Below are 18947 nucleotides of genomic sequence, written 5' to 3' on the forward strand. Positions count from 1 at the left end.
CTCAGAACAGCAGCCAGCCGGCCGCTCCCGCCCCGATCACCACCGCCCACGGTGGCACCCGGCCAAAGGCCAGGGCGGCGAAGGCGACGGCGGCCAGCCCGGCGAGCGCCGGCGTCGTGATGCCTGTGGTGATGACCGGGTTGTAGAGGGCCGCGGCCAGCAGCCCCACCACGCCCGCGTTCACCCCGGTTAGCGCCCGCCGCAGCCGCGGGCGGCGGCGCAGCCGGTCCCAGAACGGCAGCACGCCGAGCACCAGCAGCATCGACGGCAGGAACACCGCCGCCAGGGCCAGGGCCGCGCCGACGACGCCGCCCGGCGGCACCTGCGCCACCGCACCCAGGTACGCGGCGAAGGTGAACAGCGGCCCGGGCACCGCCTGCGCGGCACCGTAGCCGGCGAGGAACGCGTCCGCCTGCACCATCCCGCTCGGGACCATGCCGGCTTCCAGCAGCGGCAGCACCACGTGCCCGCCGCCGAACACCAGCGCCCCGGCCCGGTAGAAGACCTCCGTCAGGCGCAGCACGGCGCTGCCCGTGAGCGCCGCGAGTACCGGCAGCAGCACCAGCAGGGCAACGAACAGCGCCAGCGAGGCCACCGACACCGCCCGAGGCACCCGCACCGCCGCCCGCACCGCCGGGCCCTGCTCCCCGGCTGCCCCAGCCTCGGGCGGGGCCGGCGGCCCCAAGGTCCTCAGGAGCAGCAGCCCCAGCATCCCGGCCCCGACGATCGCGCCGATTTGGGTCAGCGGATGTGGAACCAGCAGCACAACAACCAGCACGGCGGCGGCGATGCCGCCCCGGCGCAGGTCCGGGGTCAGGGTGCGGGCCATGCCCAGCACGGCCTGCGCGACGACGGCGGCCGCGGCGGCCTTGAGCCCGTCCAGCCAGCCCGTGCCCGCCCCGTCCAGTGCCGCGGCGCCGTAGGCAAAGCCCACCAGCAGCACCGCCGACGGCAGCGTGAAGGCCACCCAAGCCGCAAGCATGCCCGCCCAGCCGGCGCGCTGCAGCCCCAGCGCCATGCCCACCTGGCTGGACGCCGGGCCGGGCAGGAACTGGCACAGCGCCACCAGGTCCGCATACTCACGGTCGCTGAGCCAGCGCCTGCGCTGCACAAACGCTTCGCGAAAGAACCCAAGGTGCGCCACCGGCCCGCCGAAGGAGGTCAGCCCCAGGCGCAGGAAGGCCCCAAAGACCTCCCGCACGCTTCCCGGCGCCGCGGCTTCGGTGCCGCCCACGGTGCCGTCGGCGCCGCCCACAGTACCACCGGCGTCGGCGCCGCTGCCCGCGTCCCTGCCCATCGCTGTTCCTTTCCTGTACCGCGTCCGCCCGCCCCCGGGCCGGCCACGCCACCCGCCCCCGACGGCGCGCAGCGTCCGGTGCTGCCACCGCCGCTGCCACTGCCGCTGGCGCTGCCGTTGCCGTTGCCGTTGCCATTCAGTGAACGGCATCCGGGTGAACGGACGGCAAACAGCTACTTCGGCTCGCCTTCCACCCACAGCCCCGCCAGCTGCTCCGCGTCCGGAAGCCCGCCGGCGTCGAACCCGCCGTAGTGCTCACGCAGCCGGAACACGGCGACGGCGGCATCCTCCTGGATCTTCGTCTCGCGGGCCACGCCCCAGCGGCCCAGCTCGGCGTCGAGCACCACGGCGGCGTCCTTCTCGTTGAGCCGGCGCGCCTGCGCCACCAACCGCACGGCCTGCTGCCGGTTGGAGGGGTGGAACACCCAGGACAGGGCGTCCTCGTAGCCGGCGCGGAAGCGCTGGGCGAGGTCCTGGTTGTTCCGGTACCAGGTTCCCCGGTAGGCGGCCACGCAGCCCACGTAGGGGCCGGGCAGCTTGTCCTCCGTTCCCAGGTGCCGGAGCCCCTGCTGCCGGGCCAGCGCCTCGAAGCCGTTGCTCAGCAGCGTGGCGGACACGCCCGGCGTCGGCCCGACCATGCTGGCGTACCGCTCCGCCACCCCGCCCAGCGACACCACCTGGTAGTCCCGGCCGGGCGTGAGCCCGTCCTGCTCGAGCATCCAGTACAGGACGTACGCGTAGCCGCTGTCCGCGGCATCCACGCCTACCCGGCCGCCGCGCACGTCCTGCACCGTTTCGACGTCGCGGGCACCGACGGCGGTGAGCTCCATGCCCAGGTCCAGCGCGAAGTCGGCCTGCACGTCCAGGGTGCGGCCGAGGTCGTTGGACCCGTTGAACCGGTAGTTCACCACATTGTCCAGTGCGGTCTGCAGCACGTCCCAGCGGCCTTCGGCGAACCCGCGGAACTGCTCATCGGAGGAACCGACGTGCTCCATCACCAGGTCGATGCCGTGCCGGGCGAAGAAGCCCTGCCGCATCCCGGCGACCAGGCCCGGCGAGGGGGCAAAGGCGCCCATGATGAGGGTGTCGGTGCTGCCTGGCAGGGCCATGTCCGGTTCCGTTCGTCAGCGGGATGCCGGGTGCGGTGAGCGGGCGGCACGTGCCGCCCGCGATGTGCTGAGGTGCGCGGGTTGCGCAGGTTTCCAGCCTAGGAAGCCGCGGCGGGAGTGTCGACGGGCGGCGCCCGCAGGAACTCAGTCCCCGGTCACCCCGTCGATCATTTCCCGCAGGATGTCCGCGTGCCCGGCGTGCCTGCCGGTCTCCTCGATCATGTGCGTCAGCACCCAGCGCAGGTTGTGCTTGACGCCCGGCTTCCGGCAGAGGTCATCCAGCTCATATCGGGCTGCGACCTCCCGCGACTCGGCGCAGGCCGCCTCGTAGTCGGCGATGATCTCCGCCAGCGAGTCGTCGGCCGTCACCCGGAACTCGCCGTCGGGGTCCGCATCGCTCCAGCGGGTGGGCACATCGGCCTGCCCGTCCAGTTTCTCGCGGAACCAGGACCGCTCGACGTCGGCCAGGTGGCGTACCAGCCCGCTCACCGTGGTGAGCGAGGGCAGCAGCCGGCGGGCGCCGTCGGCGTCGCTCAGCCCGGTGGCCTTCACGACGACGGCGCCGCGCAGGTAGTCGAGGAAACCGTTCAGCGTGTCCCGCTCGTCGGCGCAGTCGGGAGGCTCAGGAGGCGTAAAAGTCATGGGCCTCAGCCTAGGCTGGGGACCACCGGAGCCGGCGGCGGCACACCGGACCGGAAAGCGGAGGAGGAAACCATGGACAGGCATCTGCTGGTGACCGGAGGCAGCCGCGGCATCGGCGCGGCGATCGTCCGCGGTGCGGCGGCCCAGGGCTGGGCGGTCACCTTCACCTATCGGAACAGCCTCGCCGAGGCCGAAGCGCTCGCCGCGGAGCTGGCCGGCGACGGCGTGCGCGTCCGGGCGCTGGCCGCAGACCGGCCTCCCGCGGAACAGTACGCGGCGGCGGAGGCAGGGCTGGGCCCGGTCACGGCGCTGGTCAACAACGCCGGCATCACTGGACCGCTCGGGGCGTTCGCCGACTCGGAGGAGGAGGCCGAACGGCGGATCTTCGACGTCAACGTGCACCAGGTCTTCGGCTTCTGCCGGGCGGCGGTGCGGGCCTGGCTCCACGCCGGCACGGCCGGCAGCATCGTGAACATCGGCTCGACCGCGGCGGGCACCGGCTCCCCCGGCGAATACCTTGCCTATGCGGCGTCCAAGGCCGCGGTGGAAACCTTCACCAGGGGGCTGGCGAAGGAGCTGGGCCCGGCCGGGATCCGCGCCGTCGTCGTCGCGCCCGGAACGACCAACACCGGCATCCACGCCGCTGCGGGCGACCCTGGACGCCCGGCCCGGGTGGCGGCCCGGATTCCGCTGGGCCGCCCGGCCGAACCGGAGGAGGTGGCCGCAGCCGTGCTCTGGATGCTGGCCCCGGAGGCGGCCTACATCACCGGCACCGTGATCACGGTGGCCGGCGGCCAGTAGGGCGCAGGCCGCCCGTTGCGGGAGGAACCGGCGGCGCCGGGCTCAGCCGGCCGGGGACCACACGTAGTCGACGTCGGTGATCGAATCGGTCTGGTAGACGTAGACGAACTCCAGCGGCCCGTCCCCGCTGTTGCGGATGCCATGTTCCCGGTTGCCCGGGATGTAGACCGCCGATCCTGCCCCGACCTCGTGCTGCTGCCCGTCAAGGGTCACCACTCCGGTCCCGGACAGCACCTGGTACACCTCGGGTGCCGCGTGGCGGTGCAGGGCAAGCCAGCCGCCGGGCTCCAGCCGGGCGACGCCGGAGCACAGGTCCGCGGTGGGCACGGTTCCGTCTCCGACCGCCGTCCGGAAGGAAATCCGGCCGCGGTGATCGGACCAGGTGATCTCCTGCACCTCGTCAAGGTGGCGGACGACGGGAACGGGTTGCACGGCAGCTCCTTTGCCTTCGACAGCGTTCGACTGCGTTCGACGGTCATGCACTGTGGTCCGGCCTTCGTGCACCGGGCCGCGGCCCATGATTCCCGCGGCGGCCCCGCTGGTATCGTGAAAGGGCCCGCTCGCGGCTCCTCCCCCAGCATGACATCAAGGACTTCACCGTGAAGACGTTCTCCGGCGCCGCCCTGGCCGCCGCCCTGCTCGTCAGCCTCACCGCCTGCGCCGGCGGCAGCGAGGAAACCTGCACCCGCCTCCAGGAACTGAATCTGGGCCAGGTCACCGAAACCGGCACCGAGCAGACCCGCCAGGTGGGCTCCGAACTGCTGGACCTGGCCGAGAACGGGCACCCGGATCTGTCGGATGACCTGCGCACCGTGGGCGAGGTCATGCTGATGCCGGCGGAGAAGGTCGAATCCGCCGATTACCAGCTGGCCCTGGATTATCTGGAGTCGCTGCAGAACCTGGCCGACGCCTGCGAGCTCTGACACCCGCATACCGGGACCGGCACGGCACCGCGCCGGACAGCAGAGCCGGATGTCGGCGCGACAGAGCCGGATGTCGGCGCGACAACGGCGGGACCCGGTGCTCCGGATTCCCGCCGTCGTCGTGGCGCCGTCGTCCCGGCGCGGGGACCGCCGTTAGTCGGCGGCCACGATTTGTTTGTCCTTGACCCGCAGGCGTTCACCGAGCAGCCCACCCAGGGCCGTGAGCAGGGAAATGATCACGAGGATCAGCGCCGCACCCCAGGACCGGTTATCGGAGACGGCCAGCATGGCGGTGGCGATCATCGGCATGAACCCGCTGGTCGCGCCGGCAATGTTGTAGCCCAGCGCCACACCGGAGTACCGCAGCCGCGGATCGAACAGCTCGGTCAGCAGGGCGCCGTTCACGGCGTACGCCACCGCCACGAGCATGATGCCGAGCGTGATCGCCAAGGTGATCATCAACGGCGAGCGGGTGTCCACCATGGCGAAGATCGGGAACGCCGCGGCGGCCGTGAGCAGGCCGCCCCACATGGTCACCTTGCCCGGACCGAGCTTCTCGGACAGCCGGCCCATGGCGATGGTGACAAAGATCTGCGCGACGGCGGCAATCATGGTGGCGTTGACCAGCACGCTGCGCTCCACGCCCAAGGTATTGGAACCGTAGCTGACGATGAACGTGGTGATCATGTAGAAGCCGCCCACGCCCAGCAGCGCGGCGAGCACCGCAACCAGCAGCCGGCCGCCGGACTTGCGGATGACGTCGACGGCGGGCACCTTGGCGGTTTCCTCCTGCTCGAGCAGGTCCTTGAAGATCGGTGATTCCTCAACCTTGACGCGGATCCACAGCGCCACGATCAGCAGCGGGAAGGCAGCCAGGAACGGCAGGCGCCAGCCCCAGGCGTCGAACGTCTCGGACGGGAACAGCAGCACCAGCGTGAATGCGAACGAGGAGAGCAGGGTGCCCACCGGGGAGCCGATCTGCACCAGCGCCGCGTACCGGCCGCGTTTCTCCACCGGGGCGTGTTCCACGGCCATGGTCACCGCGCCGCCCCATTCCCCGCCCACCGCCAGGCCCTGCACCAGGCGCAGCACGGCCAGCAGGATGGGCGCTGCCAGGCCGATGGAGCCGAAGTCCGGCAGGAAACCGATGAGCCCGGTGGCCACGCCGATCATGACGATCGTGGACAGCAGCGCCGGCCGCCGGCCGAAACGGTCACCGATGTAGCCGAACAGGACAGCGCCCGCCGGGCGGGCCAGGAAGCCGACGCCGAAGGTGGCGAAGGAGGCCAGCAGCGCCGCCGTGGGGTTCATATCGGTGAAGAAGAGCCGGTTGAAGACCAGGGCCGCAGCCGTCCCGAACAGGTAGTAGTCGTACCATTCCAGGGCCGTGCCGACGAACGCGGCGCGGGCGATCTTTCCCGCGTCCTTGCCGGAGACTGTCGGAGGCGCCGTCGCCGGCGCGGTGGAAGAGGTGCTCACGAGTGTGCCTTTCGAGCGTGCAGCATCGAATAATCGGCTGCTGCCGTGCAGTGGGGGGAACGTCGGGCGCGGGCCGGGATCCTCCGGACGGCCCCGGCGTCGGCAGGTCGGGACTCCCCGACGCTGGGGTGACGTTTCTCTGAGCGTAGTGGTGGGCTAAAAGCCCAAACAATGGCGTTTTTCACCCATCTTTGGTTGGTGCTTTGGGCGTTTTCACAAGCAGCGCCCGCCGGAGGGCCGGCTCGTCGGCGAGCATCACGAGTGCCCGCGCCGCCTGCAGCGGCACGGTCAGGTTCAAACCGATCAGTTCCTGCAGGGCGTGCAGGCGGTTCACCACGGTGTTGCGGTGACAGTACAGCTCCTCGGCGGTGGCCTTGATTGATCCCGTGCGTGCATAGGTGGCCGCCGCTTCCAGCAGCCGTTCCCGTTCATGGGCGGTGCAGCCGGCCAGTGCATGCCGGGCCCGGTCCGCGAAGCCGGGAAAGGCCTCCTCCAGATGTCCGCGGGCCAGTGCCAGCCAAGCGGAGTCCACCGTGAACAACCCGCCGTCGGCCGCCGCCGCCAGGACCCGCGCGGACGCAGCCGACGCGGGCAGGTCGGCCAGCGCGCCGGCATCGGGCACGTAGCCGGCGGACAAGGACGGCGGCTGCTCCGCCCAGGTCTGCCCGGCGCGCCGGGGACGGAACAGATACAACACTGCGCCCTGCTCCCACGCGAACACTCCCTGTGCGGAGACGGCAAGCCGCTGCGCGGCCGGCAGGTCCGGCCCGGTGACGGCGAGCAGCTCGAACCGCTCATCCGGCCTCACGCCCAGCCCGCGGGCGGTCTCGTGCAGGTCCACCGCCTCGGAGCTGAAGAGCCGGGTGATCAGCCGCTGCCGGTAGAGCTGCCGGTTGCGGGCCTGCAGGGCCTCTTCTTCCAGGAAGGCCTGCTGGATGTCACTGACGTAACGCTCCACGGTGTCCAACACCCGGTCCATGTTGGCCATCAGCAGCGGAACGCCCTCGGGCCCGGCCACCCGTTCCAGCCCCTTCCACAACACCCGGAAATCGTGCCGCACAGCTTCGAGGAAGGAATGCAGCGCAACCCCCTGCGCGCAGCGGCGTCCGGCCACCTCGCGGGGCAGGTGCACCAGTTCGGGCGGCAGCTCGGCGTCCACCATCTGATAGAGGAAACGGTCCATGGTGTCGACGGCGGTGGTGTACACATCGTCCTCAGGCACCACGGCGCCGTTGTAGGAAATGGTGTCGAAGCGGCCCAGGAAGTCCCGCACCAGCGAATTCCGTTCGTTCCACAGCCGCTGGATCAGCGTCTCCCAGCTCAGCGCGGCGCCCGAGGCGGCGGACGAAGGCAGCGCGCGTTCAGGGGCACTCATGGTGCCAGCTTAGGAAAATGCCCAATCAGAGCGGCAATTGTGGCGGCGTATGTCCATTGAGGCAGGCATTTGGCCAGTGTTGAATAGCAGCAGTTCCCGTCACCTGCCCACTGAGGAAACATGCTCTTCGACCTGTTGCTTACCAACGCCGCCGTCCGCACCATGGACCCGCGGCAGCCGCAGGCCGGCTCCCTGCTCATCCATGACGGCAAGGTCCTCGCGGTGGACCCCGGGGATGGCGTACAGGCCCGCCGGGTGCTCGACGCCGGCGGGGCCACCGTCGTGCCCGGCTTCCACGATGTGCATGCGCACAGCGTCTGGTTCGGGCTCGGCCTGATGGAGGCGGCCCTCGGCGCCGTCCGTTCGCTGGACGAGGTGTACGCGGTGGTCGCCGCGACGGCCGAGGGCCTCGGTCCTGAGGAGTGGGTCATTGCCTCCGGTTTCAGCCCGCTGCTGCTCGGCGGGGCGCAGCCGGACCGCGACCGGCTGGACGAGGCCGCAGGCGGCCGTCCGGTCTGGATCAAGCACTCCTCCGGACACGCCTGCACCCTGAACGGCGCCGCGCTGGCCCTGGTGGCCGGCGACGGCGGCCTGCCCGCCGAGGTGGACGGCGGAGTCGTCGTGCGCGATGCCGACGGGCGGCCCACCGGGCTGCTGGAGGAAAACGCGATGCGGCTGGTACAGGAGCTGATGCTGCCGTATCCGCTGGCCACCATTGAGCGGGCACTGGCCTTGGCCACCGCCCACTACCTGACCGAGGGCATCACCAGCGTGACCGACGCCGGGATCGCCGGCGGCTGGATCGGCCATTCACCGCGCGAATTCGCCGCCTATCAGTCCGCCCGGGACAAAGGACTGCTGCAGGTACGGATGCAGCCGATGCCGGTGCTGGATGCGCTGCACGGCCTCGCCGGGCACAGCGACGATCCGCAGGTGCGCGGCCTGGACGCCGGCATCCGCGCCGGGCTGGGCGATGACTGGCTGAGGATCGGCCCGGTGAAGATCTTCAGCGACGGCTCCCTGCTCGGCGGCACCGCGTATATGAGCGAGGACTACGTGGGCTGTCCGCACAACCACGGCTACCTGCAGATGGACGCCGAACAGCTGCAGGCCGCCGCGCTGGCGGCCTACCGGGCCGGCTGGCCGATCGCCATGCACGCCATCGGCGACTCCGCCGTGGACCACGCCATCGACATCCTCGTCGAGGCTCAGCAGGCCTACGGGCGCAACTGCATGCCCAACCGGATCGAGCACGGCGGCGTGGTGCGCCCGGAGCAGCTGGACCGGATCGCCGCGGCCGGCATAGTGCTGGTGCCGCAGCCACACTTCATCACGGAGTTCGGCGACGGCATGGCCGAGCTGCTGGGCCCCGAGCGCACCGCCTGGTCCTATCCGGCGCGCGCCCTGCTCGAACGCGGTGCGGTGCTGCCGGGCAGCTCCGACCGGCCGGTCTCCAACGGCCGCCCGCTGGATGTCATGCAGGCCTTCGTGCAGCGGCTCACGCCCTCCGGCGCCGTCTACGGAGCAGATCAGCGGATCACCGCCGCCGAGGCGCTGGCCGCCTACACCACCGGCTCCGCCGCCGCGACCGGCACCGCGGCCTCCCGCGGCAGGCTGGCCCCCGGGATGCTGGCGGACCTGGTGCTGCTCGACGCCGATCCGGTCACCGCCGATCCCGGCCGAATCGGTTCGATCCAGGTGTTGGGCACTATGGTCGGCGGCCGGCTTCGCTACGGCACCGGCCGCTTTGCCGGCCAGGCTCTGCCCGCCGTCGTGCCCGGCACCGCCGGCGGCCCCGTCGCTCCCGGAGGCCCCGGCACCTCCGCTTCGCCCGCCCCTGCCCCCGCTACCGTCCGCAAGGAGAACCCCTGATGCAGCTCAACTTCCCCGCCGACTTCGCCGACATGTCCCGTTACGGCGCCACTGCCGGCGGCGGTGTGGACCGTCAGGCGGGCACGCCCGAAGACCATGCCGTGCGGGCCTGGTTCAGCGGCTGGCTTGCAGCCCACGGGCTGCGCGAGGCGGTCGACGCCGCCGGCAACCAGTTCGGGCTGGCCGAATTCACCCCCGGCGCGCCCTGGGTGCTGCTGGGCTCACACCTGGACTCCCAGCCTCTGGCCGGCCGCTATGACGGCGCCTACGGAGTGCTCGCCGCCGCACACGCCGTGGCCCGGATCGCCGGGGAGGTGCGCGGGGGCGGGCTGACACCGGCCCGCAACCTGGCCGTGGTGAACTGGTTCAACGAAGAGGGCAGCCGCTTCACGCCGAGCATGATGGGCAGCGGCGTCTTCACCGGCAAGCTGGACCTGGCGAGCGCTTTGGCGACCACCGACGCGGCGGGCACCACCGTAGCCGAGGCCCTCGCGGGGGCGGGCGACTTCGCCGCGGCCGCGGCGGCCCTCGACGGCGCGGCCGGAGCAGTGCCGGTCGCGGCTCCCATCCTGGACCAGGTCGCCCGCTACGCCGAGATCCACGTCGAACAGGGCCGCGTCCTGGAAGAGTCGGGTGTACAGATCGGGTTGGTGCACGCCACCTGGGCCGCCGCAAAGTACCGGGTGACGGTGGACGGAGAGCAGTCCCATACCGGTTCCGCGCGGATGGAGGACCGGCGCGACGCGCTCTACGGGGCGGCCCTGCTGATCGCCGCCGCCCGCGAACTGACCAACGAGTTCGAGCCGGGCCGGCTGCACAGCTCTGTGTCGCAGATGCAGGTGCTGCCCAACTCGCCGGTGACCATCGCCCGCCAGGTGATGATGAACCTGGACCTGCGTTCCCCCGATGAGGCGGTGCTGGCCCGAGCCATGGAGTTGCTGGAGAAGCGGATCGCCGACACCGAGGCCACCTCCGGAACCAAGGTCTCGCGGGAACTTACCCACCGCTGGGGGCTGACCCCCTATCAGCCGGAGGGCGTGCGGCTGGCCCGCGACGCGGCGGAGCTCCTGGGGCTGACGCACATGGAGATCATGACCGTCGCCGGGCACGACTCCACCAATATGAAGGACAGCGTTCCCACCGTCATGCTGTTCGTGCCCAGCGTGGATGGCATCTCCCACAACGAGGCCGAGTTCACCCGCGACGAGGACGCGCTGAACGGCGTCGAGCTGCTCACCGAAGTGGCCCGGCGGCTGCTGGTCGAGGCTGCGGCCTGAGCCGTCGCCCTTAACCGCCGCTGGCCGCCGTCGCCCCTGGTGGGGGCGACGGCGGCCAGCGGCGATGGCAATTCGGAGCGTTACGCCTCGTTGGGCAGGATCAGTGCCGGGGCGCCGGAGCGGGCGGCGTCGAAGCGCTGCGCGACGTCGGCCCAGTTGATGATGTTCCAGAACGCCTTGACGTAGTCGGCCTTGACGTTGACGTAGTCCAGGTAGAAGGCGTGCTCCCACATGTCCAGCATCAGCAGCGGGATGGTGCCCACCGGGATGTTGCCCTGCTGGTCGTAGAGCTGCTCGATGACCATGTTCCTGCCCAGCGGGTCGTAGGCCAGGATCGCCCAGCCCGAGCCCTGCAGCGAGGTCGCCGCGGCGGTGAACTGGCCGCGGAAGCCGTCGAAGGAGCCGAAGAACTCGTCGATGGCGGCCGCGAGCTCGCCCTCGGGCTTGTCGCCGCCGTCCGGGCTCATGTTGTTCCAGAAGATGCTGTGGTTGGTGTGTCCGCCCAGGTGGAACGCCAGGTCCTTGGACAGCTTCGGGATGGAGCCGAACTCGCCCGCCTCGCGGGCTTCGGCCATCTGCTCAAGGGCGGTGTTGGCGCCGGCCACGTAGGTGGCGTGGTGCTTGTCGTGGTGCAGCTCCATGATCCGCGCGGAGATGTGCGGCTCCAGGGCGGCGTAATCGTAGGGCAGCTCAGGCAGGGTGTACTTATTGTTCACAGCTTCTCCTTCATGCTCAGGTTCATCAGTGTTGATACCAACCTAGGACCTCAAGCAAAGTTGAGGTCAAATTGGTGATTGGCGTTACGCCACTGGCGTACAGGGGCTAGGCCTTGGCCTTGGGCGCTGCCCGCAGCTGGAGAAGCAGGTTCCCGGCCCAGGCGGCCGCCCGCTGCAGCTCGCCGTCGGCCAGCGGGCCGTCCCTCCCCTCCACGTGGAAGGCCATGGGCGTGGAGATGATCCGCGCCCCGTGCGCCTGCAGCGCCTTGCTGATCTTTCGGGCCGCGTCGCCGTGGATAAACAGCCGGACCCGGGTGTCGAAGGCGGCGGCGCGGACGCCGTGCAGGGCGTCGGAGGGCAGCCCGGCCAGGGCCTGCTGGACTTTGGCGGTGGGCTGCCAGCCGTTGATCGGGCTGCCGACGATCAGCAGGTCCCCGGGTTCCAGGATGCCCGGCACGAAGTGTTCGGCGGGCACCAGCCGGGCCCGCAGCCCGGTCAGCGCGGCCGCAATGGCCTCGGCAACGGCCCGGGTGTTGCCGTAGTTGGAGTCGTAGACGATGACGGCCTTCATGCCGGCCTCCCTCAGACCTCCGGCAGCTGTCCCGCGGCGGTGCGCCGGGGGCGGCACGCGGCAGGGGCGCCGCGCGGATTCCCCTATGGAACAAGCGCCGGAAGGCGGAGTCAACGGGTGCGGCTCACGGCTTCGCCAGCCACCTGAGGATTTCCTCCGCCGTCTCCTTTGGGGCGCTGACGTGCGGCATGTGCCCGACGGCGCGCAGCCGCACCAGCTCGGCGTGCGGCAGGTTCCGGTGCAGGTAGTGCCGACGGCAGTCGGGGCCAGAGCGTCATTCGCGCATTGCAGGACCAGGGCCGGGCAGGTCACGTCCCCCAGCTGGTGCCGGACATCGGTGAGGAAGGAGACCCGGAAGAACTGGCGCGCGATCATCGGATCCACCCGGCAGAAGCGGCGCTCCAGCTCCACCGCCAGCTCCGGGAACTGCGCGCCCATCACCACCGGCGCCATGGAAGCGGCCCAAACCGGGAAGTTCCCGTCGATCGAGAGCATCAGCTCATCGATGTCGCCCGGCGTAAAGCCGCCCACGTAGCCGTCCAGCGGATGGTCCACGTAGCTTGGCGACGCCGCCAGCAGGACGATCCGGCCGATCCGTTCCCGCGCGGCGGGCCGGGCGGCGGCGGCGATCGCCATAGTGCCGCCCACGCGGACGGCTACGTCGATGACCTGCTGGAGATCTGCGACGCGCTCGACCTGAGTGGGGCCACCCGCGTCGGCCGGCTGCCCGGCCCGGCCGCGGCCGGCCGTCGTTGTGACCGTGACGCCGATCACGATAGGTTCTAAGCCTACTGTCGAAACGCTGGAGGGGCCGATGGACGTACACATAACCCTGCAGGTGGACGGGCAGCCCAGGCCGCTGGCCGTCGACACCCGCACCACGCTGCTGGACGCCCTGCGGGACCGGCTGGGCGTCACCAGCCCCAAGAAAGGCTGCGACCACGGCCAGTGCGGCGCATGCACGGTGCTGCTGGACGGGCGGCGGGCGAACTCCTGCCTGGCCCTGGCGGTGGCACACGACGGCGCGGAGATCGTCACCGCGGAAGGCCTCGCCGGAGACGACACGCTGCACCCGGTCCAGCAGGCCTTCCTGGCCGAGGACGCCTTCCAGTGCGGCTACTGCACGCCCGGGCAGATCTGCTCCGCGGTGGGCGTCATCGAGGAGGCCGCCGCCGGCCAGCCCTCCACCGCCACCGCGCTGGAGGAGGACGGCGCCGTCGCCCTCACGGATGAGGAGATCCGAGAGCGGATGAGCGGCAACCTCTGCCGCTGCGGAGCGTACGTGAACATCCTCGCCGCCGTCCGCCGCGCGGCGGCCTTCGAACACCGCCGCGGCGCGGAACAGCAGCAGCCGGACGCCGAGCTGGCAGGCTCCCCCACCGCCGAGTCGATGACCTCGCATCCGGAGGACCGGCCGTGAAGCCCTTCGATTACCACCGCGCCGACGACGCCGCCGCAGCCGTCGCCACAGCCGCCGAGCACCCCGGCGCCGTGTTCCTGGCCGGCGGCACCAACCTGGTGGACCGGATGAAGCTGGGCGTCACGGAACCGGACCTGGTGGTGGACATCAGCCGGCTGCCGCTGGACACCGTCACGGAAACGGACGAGGGCGGGCTGCGGATCGGCACCAACGTCCGCAACGCCGACCTCGCAGCGAACACGCTGGTGCGCACCCGCTACCCGCTGCTCGCCCGGGCGCTGCTCTCCGGAGCCTCGGGGCAGCTGCGCAACCTGGCCACCACCGGCGGGAACCTGCTCCAGCGCACCCGCTGCGTGTATTTCCAGAACATCACCACGCCCTGCAACAAGCGGGAGCCCGGCACCGGATGCTCCGCCCTGGAGGGCCTGAACCGCAACCTGGCCATCCTGGGCGCCTCCGAGGACTGCGTGGCCACGCATCCGTCCGACATGGCCGTGGCGATGTCCGCGCTCGACGCCGTCGTGGTGGCGCTCGGCCCGCACGGAGAACGGCGGATTCCGCTCTCCGAGTTCCACCGGCTGCCCGGCGATGAGCCGCAGCACGACACAGTGCTCGGGCACGGTGAGCTGATCACCGCCGTCGAACTGCCGCCGGTGCCCTACGCGGTGAACTCGACCTACCGGAAGGTGCGGGACCGCGCCTCGTTCGCGTTCGCGCTGGTCTCGGTCGCGGCCGCCGTCGACCTCGAGGACGGCCCGGACGGCCCGGTGATCCGGGAGGCCCGGCTGGCCTTCGGCGGCGTCGCGCACAAGCCGTGGCGGGCCTGGGCGGCCGAGGACCTGCTGCGCGGTGAAACCGCCTCCGAGGAGCTGTTCCGCCGCGCCGCCGACGCGGAGCTGGAGGCGGCCCGCCCGCTGTCCGGCAACGCGTTCAAGGTGCCGATGCTGCGCAACACGCTCACCGCGGTGCTGCGCGGGCTGACCGGAGTGCCGCGCGGCGACGGCGCCGACCCCGGGGCCCCGGGCGGCGGGATGGACGGCGGAATGGACGACGACGGAAAGGAGATCCGATGACCGAGCTGCTGCCGGCCCGCGAAATCGGCCTGGGCATCGAGCGCCTGGACGGAGTGCTCAAGGTCAAGGGCACCGCCCCGTACGCCGTCGAGCATCCGGCCGAGGACCCGCTGTTCCTGTTCCCGGTGCTCTCGACCATCGCCCGCGGCCGGATCACCGGCATCGACACCGCGGCCGCCGAGGCCGTGCCCGGCGTGGCGCAGGTGCTCACCCATCTGAATGCGCCCCGGCTGGCGGACACCGAGGACCGGGAGCTGGCCGTGCTGCAGGGCCCCGACGTCGGTTTCCGCGGCCAGTTCGTCGCCGCCGTGCTTGCCGAGACGGCGGAGGCGGCGCGGGAGGCCGCCGCGGCTGTCGTCGTCCGCTACGACGAGGAGCCGCACCGGGCCGCCCTGGACCCGGAGGATCCGGAGCTGTACAAACCCGAGGAGCTGAACACCGGCATCGAGCCGGACAGCAGCGACGGCGACGTGGCCGGGGCGTTCGTCAGCGCCGACATCGTGGTCGAGGCGGTCTACCGGACCCCGGCGGAGCACAACAACCCGATGGAGCCGCACGCGACCACCGCGCAGTGGGACGGAGAGGTGCTTACGCTCATCGATTCCACCCAGGGCACCCACGTGGTCAAGGGCACCCTGGCGCCGGTGTTCGGGCTCGAGGAGAGCCAGGTGCGCGTGGTCGCCCCGCATGTGGGCGGCGGGTTCGGCTCCAAGGGCATGCCGCACGCCAACGTGGTGCTGGCCGGGCTGGCGGCGCTGCGGGCCGGCGGGCGGCCGGTGCGCTTCGCGCTGACCCGGCAGCAGATGTTCTCCCTGGCCGGCTACCGCACGCCCACCATCCAGAAGATCCGGCTCGCCGCGGACCGGGACGGCACCCTGCAGGCGCTGTCGCTGGACGTGGTGGAGCAGACCGCCGTGATCAAGGAGTTCGCCGAGCAGACCCCGGCGCCGATCCGGATGATGTACGCGGCGCCGGCGCGCGCCACGACCACCCGGCTGGCCGCCCTGGACATTCCGGTGAACTCCTGGATGCGTGCACCCGGCGAATGTCCGGGCATGTACGGCCCCGAGGTCGCCATGGACGAGCTCGCCGAGGCCTGCGGGCTGGACCCGATCGAGCTGCGGCTGCGCAACGACACCCAGACCGATCCCGAGACCGGCAAGCCGTTCGCCTCCCGGCACCTGGCCGAGTGCCTGCGCCGCGGCGCGGAGCACTTCGGCTGGGAGCGGCGCAGCCGGCGTCCGCGGCAGCGGCTGGTGGACGGCTGGTGGACCGGGCTGGGAGTGGCAAGCGCCACCTATCCGTTCATGGCCCAGCCGGCGAACAAGGCCCGGATCCGGTACGACGCCGGCACCGGACCCGGCACCGACGCCGCCGGGGCGCGGGCCGCCGCGGGCGCCGGCGGGCTGGACAGCGCCGGCGTGTACACCGTGCAGATCGGCGCCGCCGACATCGGCACCGGGGCATGGACGGCGCTCACCCAGATCGCCGCCGACGCCCTGGACGTGCCGCTGGACCGGATCCGGCTGCAGATCGGCGACAGCGCCCTGCCGCTGGCCACCGTGGCCGGTGGCTCCTCGGGCACCGCCAGCTGGGGCGCCACCATCATTGCCGCAGCGGAACAGTTCCGGGCCGACCACGGTGAGGCGCCCTCCCCGGGCGCGCAGTCCGAGGCGTCGCCGCCGGAAAACCCTGCGGCGGGCGAGTTCACCCTGCAGTCCTTCGGCGCGCATTTCGCCGAAGTGCACGTCAACGCCGACACCGGCGAGGTCCGGGTGCCGCGGCTGCTCGGCGTGTTCTCCGCGGGCCGGATCATCAACCCCTCCACCGCACGGTCCCAGTTCATCGGCGGGCTGACCATGGGCCTGGGCATGGCCCTTCACGAGGAAAGCGTCATGGATGCCCGGTTCGGCATCTTCGTCAACCACGACCTGGCCGAGTACCACGTGCCCGCGCACGCCGACATCCTCGACGTCGACGCCCTGTGGATCGAGGACGACGACCCGCACGCCGGAAAGCTCGGGGCCCGCGGCATCGGCGAAATCGGAATCGTGGGCTCGGCCGCCGCCATCGCCAACGCCGCCTACAACGCCACCGGCATCCGGGTCCGCGACCTGCCGCTGACGCCGGACAGGTTCCTGGCCTGACGGTCCGCGGCGGCGTGCCTGCCCGGACGCCGGGGCGGGCCGCCGGTGAGACCCGGCTCACCGGCGGCCGGGCCCGGGATGGAGGCAGGCGTATCCTGAACGACGTTCAAGGCACGGACAAGGGGGTTCGCGGCACCACACGGCGCACCCGCCCTCCGCGGCGCGGCGCCACGGCAGGATGAGGAGCAGGCAGGCATGACCGGCACAGAAGGACAGCGGAAACTGTGGAGCGGCAGCTTCATCCTGGCGATCCTCACCCAGTTCTTCATCGCCACCGTCTTCTACCTGCTGGTCACCACCATGGCGCTCTACGCCGTGGAACAGTTCAGCGCGGCGGAAAGCGCCGCCGGTCTGGCCTCCAGCATCTTCGTCCTCGGAGCGCTTGCCGCCCGCGTCTTCGCCGGCAAGTACCTTGACTTTGTCGGCCGGCGGAAACTGCTGCTGATCAGCCTGGTCGCCTACGTGATCGCCGGGGCCCTGTACATCCCGGCGGACAGCCTGGGCCTGCTGATGGGAATCCGACTGGTGCACGGCATGGCCTTCGGCGCCGCCAGCACCGCGGTGTCCGCCTCCGTCGTCGGGCTGATCCCGCTGCGCCGCCGCGCCGAGGGCATGGGCTACTTCGGCATCTCCGCCACCCTCGCCGCCGCGATCGGCCCCTTCCTGGCCCTGCTGTTGGCCGACACGGTCGGCTACACCGCGCTGTTCGCGGTCAGCACCGGGGCCTCGGCCGCCGCGCTGCTGCTCGCCCTGCTGCTGCGCCTGCCGGAGCGGGCGCCCAGCGAACGCGAGCAGCAGGAAAAGTGGCGGATGCGCCTGACCGACGTGCTGGACCCCGCTGCCCTGCCGATCGCCGTGGTGATGTTCCTGGCCGGGGTGGCGTATTCCAGCGTGATGTCCTTCCTCAGCTCCTACGCCACCGCCCTGGACCTGGTGGCGGCCGGCAGCATCTTCTTCCTCGTCTACGCCGTGGCCGTCCTGGTGTCCCGGCTGTTCATCGGCCGGATCCACGACCGGCGCACCGACAACACCGTCGTCTACCCCATCCTGGCCGTGTTCGCCGTCGGGCTGCTGGTTCTGGGACTGGCGCAGGACACCTGGACGATGCTGGCGGCCGCCGTGCTGATCGGCGTCGGGTTCGGCGGGCTGATGCCCAGCGGGCAGACCATTGCGGTGACCAATGCGCCGGAGCACCGGATCGGCATCGCCACCTCCACGTTCTTCCTCATGCTCGACGCCGGCTGCGGCCTGGGGCCGCTGCTGCTGGGGCTGCTGATTCCGCTCACCGGCTATCACGGCATGTACCTGCTGATGGCAGGCCTGGCCGTGGTGACGATGGGGCTGTATTTCCTGCTCCACGGCAGGCACCGCGGCCGCCAATCCCGGCTCGTCCTGCCGGACCAGGACACCGCACCGGCCTGAGGCGTCCGACGTCGTCCGCGCCCCCTGCCCGCCGCGCCACCGTGACGCAGATCACGGCAGTGGTTGGAATGAGCAGCCGGAACGGGCCGTTGGTTTTATTGAAGACTCAACTATGTTCCCGGTACCCCCACCCAAAGGAGACAGCCCGCATGAGCGACGGCACCCTGGAATCCACCCTTCCGATCCTCGACGACGCCGCACTGGCAGCACTGTTCCGTGATGCCCGCAGCGTCGGCGAGTTCAGCGATGCGCCCGTCACCGACGAGCAGCTGCAGGCCATCTACGAGCTGGCCAAGATGGGCCCCACGGCCATGAACATCCAGCCGCTGCGCATCACCTGGGTCCGTTCCGCCGACGCCCGGGCCCGCCTGGTGCAGCACATGGCCGAGGGAAACCAGGCCAAGACCGCATCCGCCCCGGTGACCGCGGTGCTGAGCTTCGACCGCAACTGGCATGAGCGCTTCCCGGAACATTTCCCGCCGGCCGCCGCGATGGCCGAGTCCTTCGCCGCCAACCCCGAGCTGCGCAACGTCATGGGCAACAACAACGCCCACCTGCAGGCCGGGTACTTCCTGCTGGCCGTGCGCGCGCTTGGCCTGGCCGCCGGGCCCATGGGCGGCTTCGACGCCGCCGGCCTGGACGCCGACCTGCACGCCGGCCTGGACCGCCAGACCATCCTCGTGGTCAACATCGGCGTGCCCGCCGGCGAACCGCGCCACCCGCGCCTGCCCCGCATGGGCTACGCCGACGCGACCCTCACCCTCTAGCCTGGTTCTCCGGTTCCGACGGCGGCCTCCCGCCGCTGCCGGAGCCGGTGCCGCGG

17 protein-coding genes are annotated in these 18947 nt (G+C 71.3%); 9 read left to right on the top strand and 8 right to left on the bottom strand.

The genetic code is table 11. From position 1 onward, the window contains the following. Position 1 precedes the first annotated feature (1 nt). The 3 genes from chrA to AC5RUW_RS01350 all read right to left on the bottom strand — a co-directional run bounded on the left by chrA (position 2) and on the right by AC5RUW_RS01350 (position 3048). Positions 2–1297 carry a chromate efflux transporter gene (gene chrA / locus AC5RUW_RS01340; protein ID WP_494159027.1) on the bottom strand — a complete coding sequence of 432 codons (1296 nt, stop codon included), beginning with the start codon at positions 1295–1297 and terminating at the stop codon, positions 2–4. A gap of 173 nt (positions 1298–1470) precedes the next feature. Continuing rightward, complete coding sequence (locus tag AC5RUW_RS01345; RefSeq protein WP_494159028.1) at positions 1471–2406, bottom strand: ABC transporter substrate-binding protein; 936 nt, start codon at positions 2404–2406, stop codon at positions 1471–1473. A 144-nt stretch (positions 2407–2550) separates the two neighbouring features. Further along, complete coding sequence (locus AC5RUW_RS01350; protein ID WP_494159029.1) at positions 2551–3048, bottom strand: DinB family protein; 498 nt, start codon at positions 3046–3048, stop codon at positions 2551–2553. 72 nt (positions 3049–3120) lie between these two features. Between AC5RUW_RS01350 and AC5RUW_RS01355 the strand changes: the two genes are divergently transcribed. Then, entirely contained in the window at positions 3121–3849 is a 729-nt protein-coding gene (locus AC5RUW_RS01355) for an SDR family NAD(P)-dependent oxidoreductase (protein WP_494159030.1), read from the top strand. Positions 3850–3891: 42 nt separating this feature from the next. On the opposite strand, the gene AC5RUW_RS01360 is transcribed toward AC5RUW_RS01355, so the two are convergent. Continuing rightward, positions 3892–4281 (bottom strand): cupin domain-containing protein, encoded by a 390-nt coding sequence (locus tag AC5RUW_RS01360; RefSeq protein WP_494159031.1) that lies wholly within the window; start codon positions 4279–4281, stop codon positions 3892–3894. Between the two features lie 167 nt (positions 4282–4448). On the opposite strand from AC5RUW_RS01360, the gene AC5RUW_RS01365 reads away from it, so the two are divergent. Beyond that, positions 4449–4772 (top strand): hypothetical protein, encoded by a 324-nt coding sequence (locus tag AC5RUW_RS01365; protein WP_494159032.1) that lies wholly within the window; start codon positions 4449–4451, stop codon positions 4770–4772. A gap of 153 nt (positions 4773–4925) precedes the next feature. On the opposite strand, the gene AC5RUW_RS01370 is transcribed toward AC5RUW_RS01365, so the two are convergent. Then, positions 4926–6251, bottom strand: coding sequence for an MFS transporter (locus AC5RUW_RS01370; RefSeq protein ID WP_494159033.1), 1326 nt, complete (start codon positions 6249–6251; stop codon positions 4926–4928). Between the two features lie 181 nt (positions 6252–6432). Then, positions 6433–7626, bottom strand: a complete 1194-nt coding sequence (locus AC5RUW_RS01375) for a PucR family transcriptional regulator (protein WP_494159034.1) — start codon at positions 7624–7626, stop codon at positions 6433–6435. A 120-nt stretch (positions 7627–7746) separates the two neighbouring features. On the opposite strand from AC5RUW_RS01375, the gene AC5RUW_RS01380 reads away from it, so the two are divergent. Together AC5RUW_RS01380 and AC5RUW_RS01385 are read left to right on the top strand one after the other, a co-directional pair. Continuing rightward, positions 7747–9498: an amidohydrolase gene (locus AC5RUW_RS01380; protein WP_494159035.1), complete on the top strand. Its 1752-nt coding sequence runs from the start codon at positions 7747–7749 to the stop codon at positions 9496–9498. Further along, positions 9498–10775 (top strand): M20 family metallo-hydrolase, encoded by a 1278-nt coding sequence (locus AC5RUW_RS01385; RefSeq protein ID WP_494159036.1) that lies wholly within the window; start codon positions 9498–9500, stop codon positions 10773–10775. Before AC5RUW_RS01380 ends, AC5RUW_RS01385 begins: the two co-directional genes overlap by 1 nt. Positions 10776–10855: 80 nt before the next feature. On the opposite strand, the gene AC5RUW_RS01390 is transcribed toward AC5RUW_RS01385, so the two are convergent. After that, entirely contained in the window at positions 10856–11491 is a 636-nt protein-coding gene (locus AC5RUW_RS01390; protein WP_494159037.1) for a superoxide dismutase, read from the bottom strand. A 106-nt stretch (positions 11492–11597) separates the two neighbouring features. Continuing rightward, positions 11598–12836, bottom strand: a complete 1239-nt coding sequence (locus AC5RUW_RS01395) for a flavodoxin family protein (RefSeq protein ID WP_494159038.1) — start codon at positions 12834–12836, stop codon at positions 11598–11600. A gap of 40 nt (positions 12837–12876) precedes the next feature. Between AC5RUW_RS01395 and AC5RUW_RS01400 the strand changes: the two genes are divergently transcribed. The 5 genes from AC5RUW_RS01400 (at position 12877) to AC5RUW_RS01420 (ending at position 18891) form a co-directional block, all read left to right on the top strand. Next, a complete protein-coding gene (locus tag AC5RUW_RS01400) occupies positions 12877–13482 on the top strand; it encodes a (2Fe-2S)-binding protein (RefSeq protein WP_494159039.1) in 606 nt (201 codons plus the stop codon). Then, positions 13479–14555, top strand: coding sequence for an FAD binding domain-containing protein (locus AC5RUW_RS01405; RefSeq protein WP_494159040.1), 1077 nt, complete (start codon positions 13479–13481; stop codon positions 14553–14555). Before AC5RUW_RS01400 ends, AC5RUW_RS01405 begins: the two co-directional genes overlap by 4 nt. After that, complete coding sequence (locus tag AC5RUW_RS01410) at positions 14552–16702, top strand: xanthine dehydrogenase family protein molybdopterin-binding subunit (RefSeq protein ID WP_494159041.1); 2151 nt, start codon at positions 14552–14554, stop codon at positions 16700–16702. The genes AC5RUW_RS01405 and AC5RUW_RS01410 overlap by 4 nt, the downstream gene beginning before the upstream one ends. Positions 16703–16897: 195 nt before the next feature. Next, positions 16898–18124, top strand: a complete 1227-nt coding sequence (locus AC5RUW_RS01415; protein ID WP_494159042.1) for an MFS transporter — start codon at positions 16898–16900, stop codon at positions 18122–18124. Positions 18125–18273: 149 nt separating this feature from the next. Further along, complete coding sequence (locus AC5RUW_RS01420; protein WP_494159043.1) at positions 18274–18891, top strand: malonic semialdehyde reductase; 618 nt, start codon at positions 18274–18276, stop codon at positions 18889–18891. Positions 18892–18947: the final 56 nt, after the last annotated feature.

The organism is Arthrobacter sp. Y3222053 (genome assembly GCF_059092805.1).

Bases quoted from the DNA above. Each gene is read 5' to 3' on its own strand.
- AC5RUW_RS01420 (WP_494159043.1), top strand. From the start codon at position 18,274: ATGAGCGACGGCACCCTGGAATCCACCCTTCCGATCCTCGACGACGCC.
- AC5RUW_RS01410 (WP_494159041.1), top strand. From the start codon at position 14,552: ATGACCGAGCTGCTGCCGGCCCGCGAAATCGGCCTGGGCATCGAGCGC.
- AC5RUW_RS01400 (WP_494159039.1), top strand. From the start codon at position 12,877: ATGGACGTACACATAACCCTGCAGGTGGACGGGCAGCCCAGGCCGCTG.
- AC5RUW_RS01350 (WP_494159029.1), bottom strand. From the start codon at position 3,048: ATGACTTTTACGCCTCCTGAGCCTCCCGACTGCGCCGACGAGCGGGAC.
- chrA (WP_494159027.1), bottom strand. From the start codon at position 1,297: ATGGGCAGGGACGCGGGCAGCGGCGCCGACGCCGGTGGTACTGTGGGC.
- AC5RUW_RS01375 (WP_494159034.1), bottom strand. From the start codon at position 7,626: ATGAGTGCCCCTGAACGCGCGCTGCCTTCGTCCGCCGCCTCGGGCGCC.
- AC5RUW_RS01345 (WP_494159028.1), bottom strand. From the start codon at position 2,406: ATGGCCCTGCCAGGCAGCACCGACACCCTCATCATGGGCGCCTTTGCC.
- AC5RUW_RS01355 (WP_494159030.1), top strand. From the start codon at position 3,121: ATGGACAGGCATCTGCTGGTGACCGGAGGCAGCCGCGGCATCGGCGCG.
- AC5RUW_RS01385 (WP_494159036.1), top strand. From the start codon at position 9,498: ATGCAGCTCAACTTCCCCGCCGACTTCGCCGACATGTCCCGTTACGGC.
- AC5RUW_RS01415 (WP_494159042.1), top strand. From the start codon at position 16,898: ATGACCGGCACAGAAGGACAGCGGAAACTGTGGAGCGGCAGCTTCATC.
- AC5RUW_RS01380 (WP_494159035.1), top strand. From the start codon at position 7,747: ATGCTCTTCGACCTGTTGCTTACCAACGCCGCCGTCCGCACCATGGAC.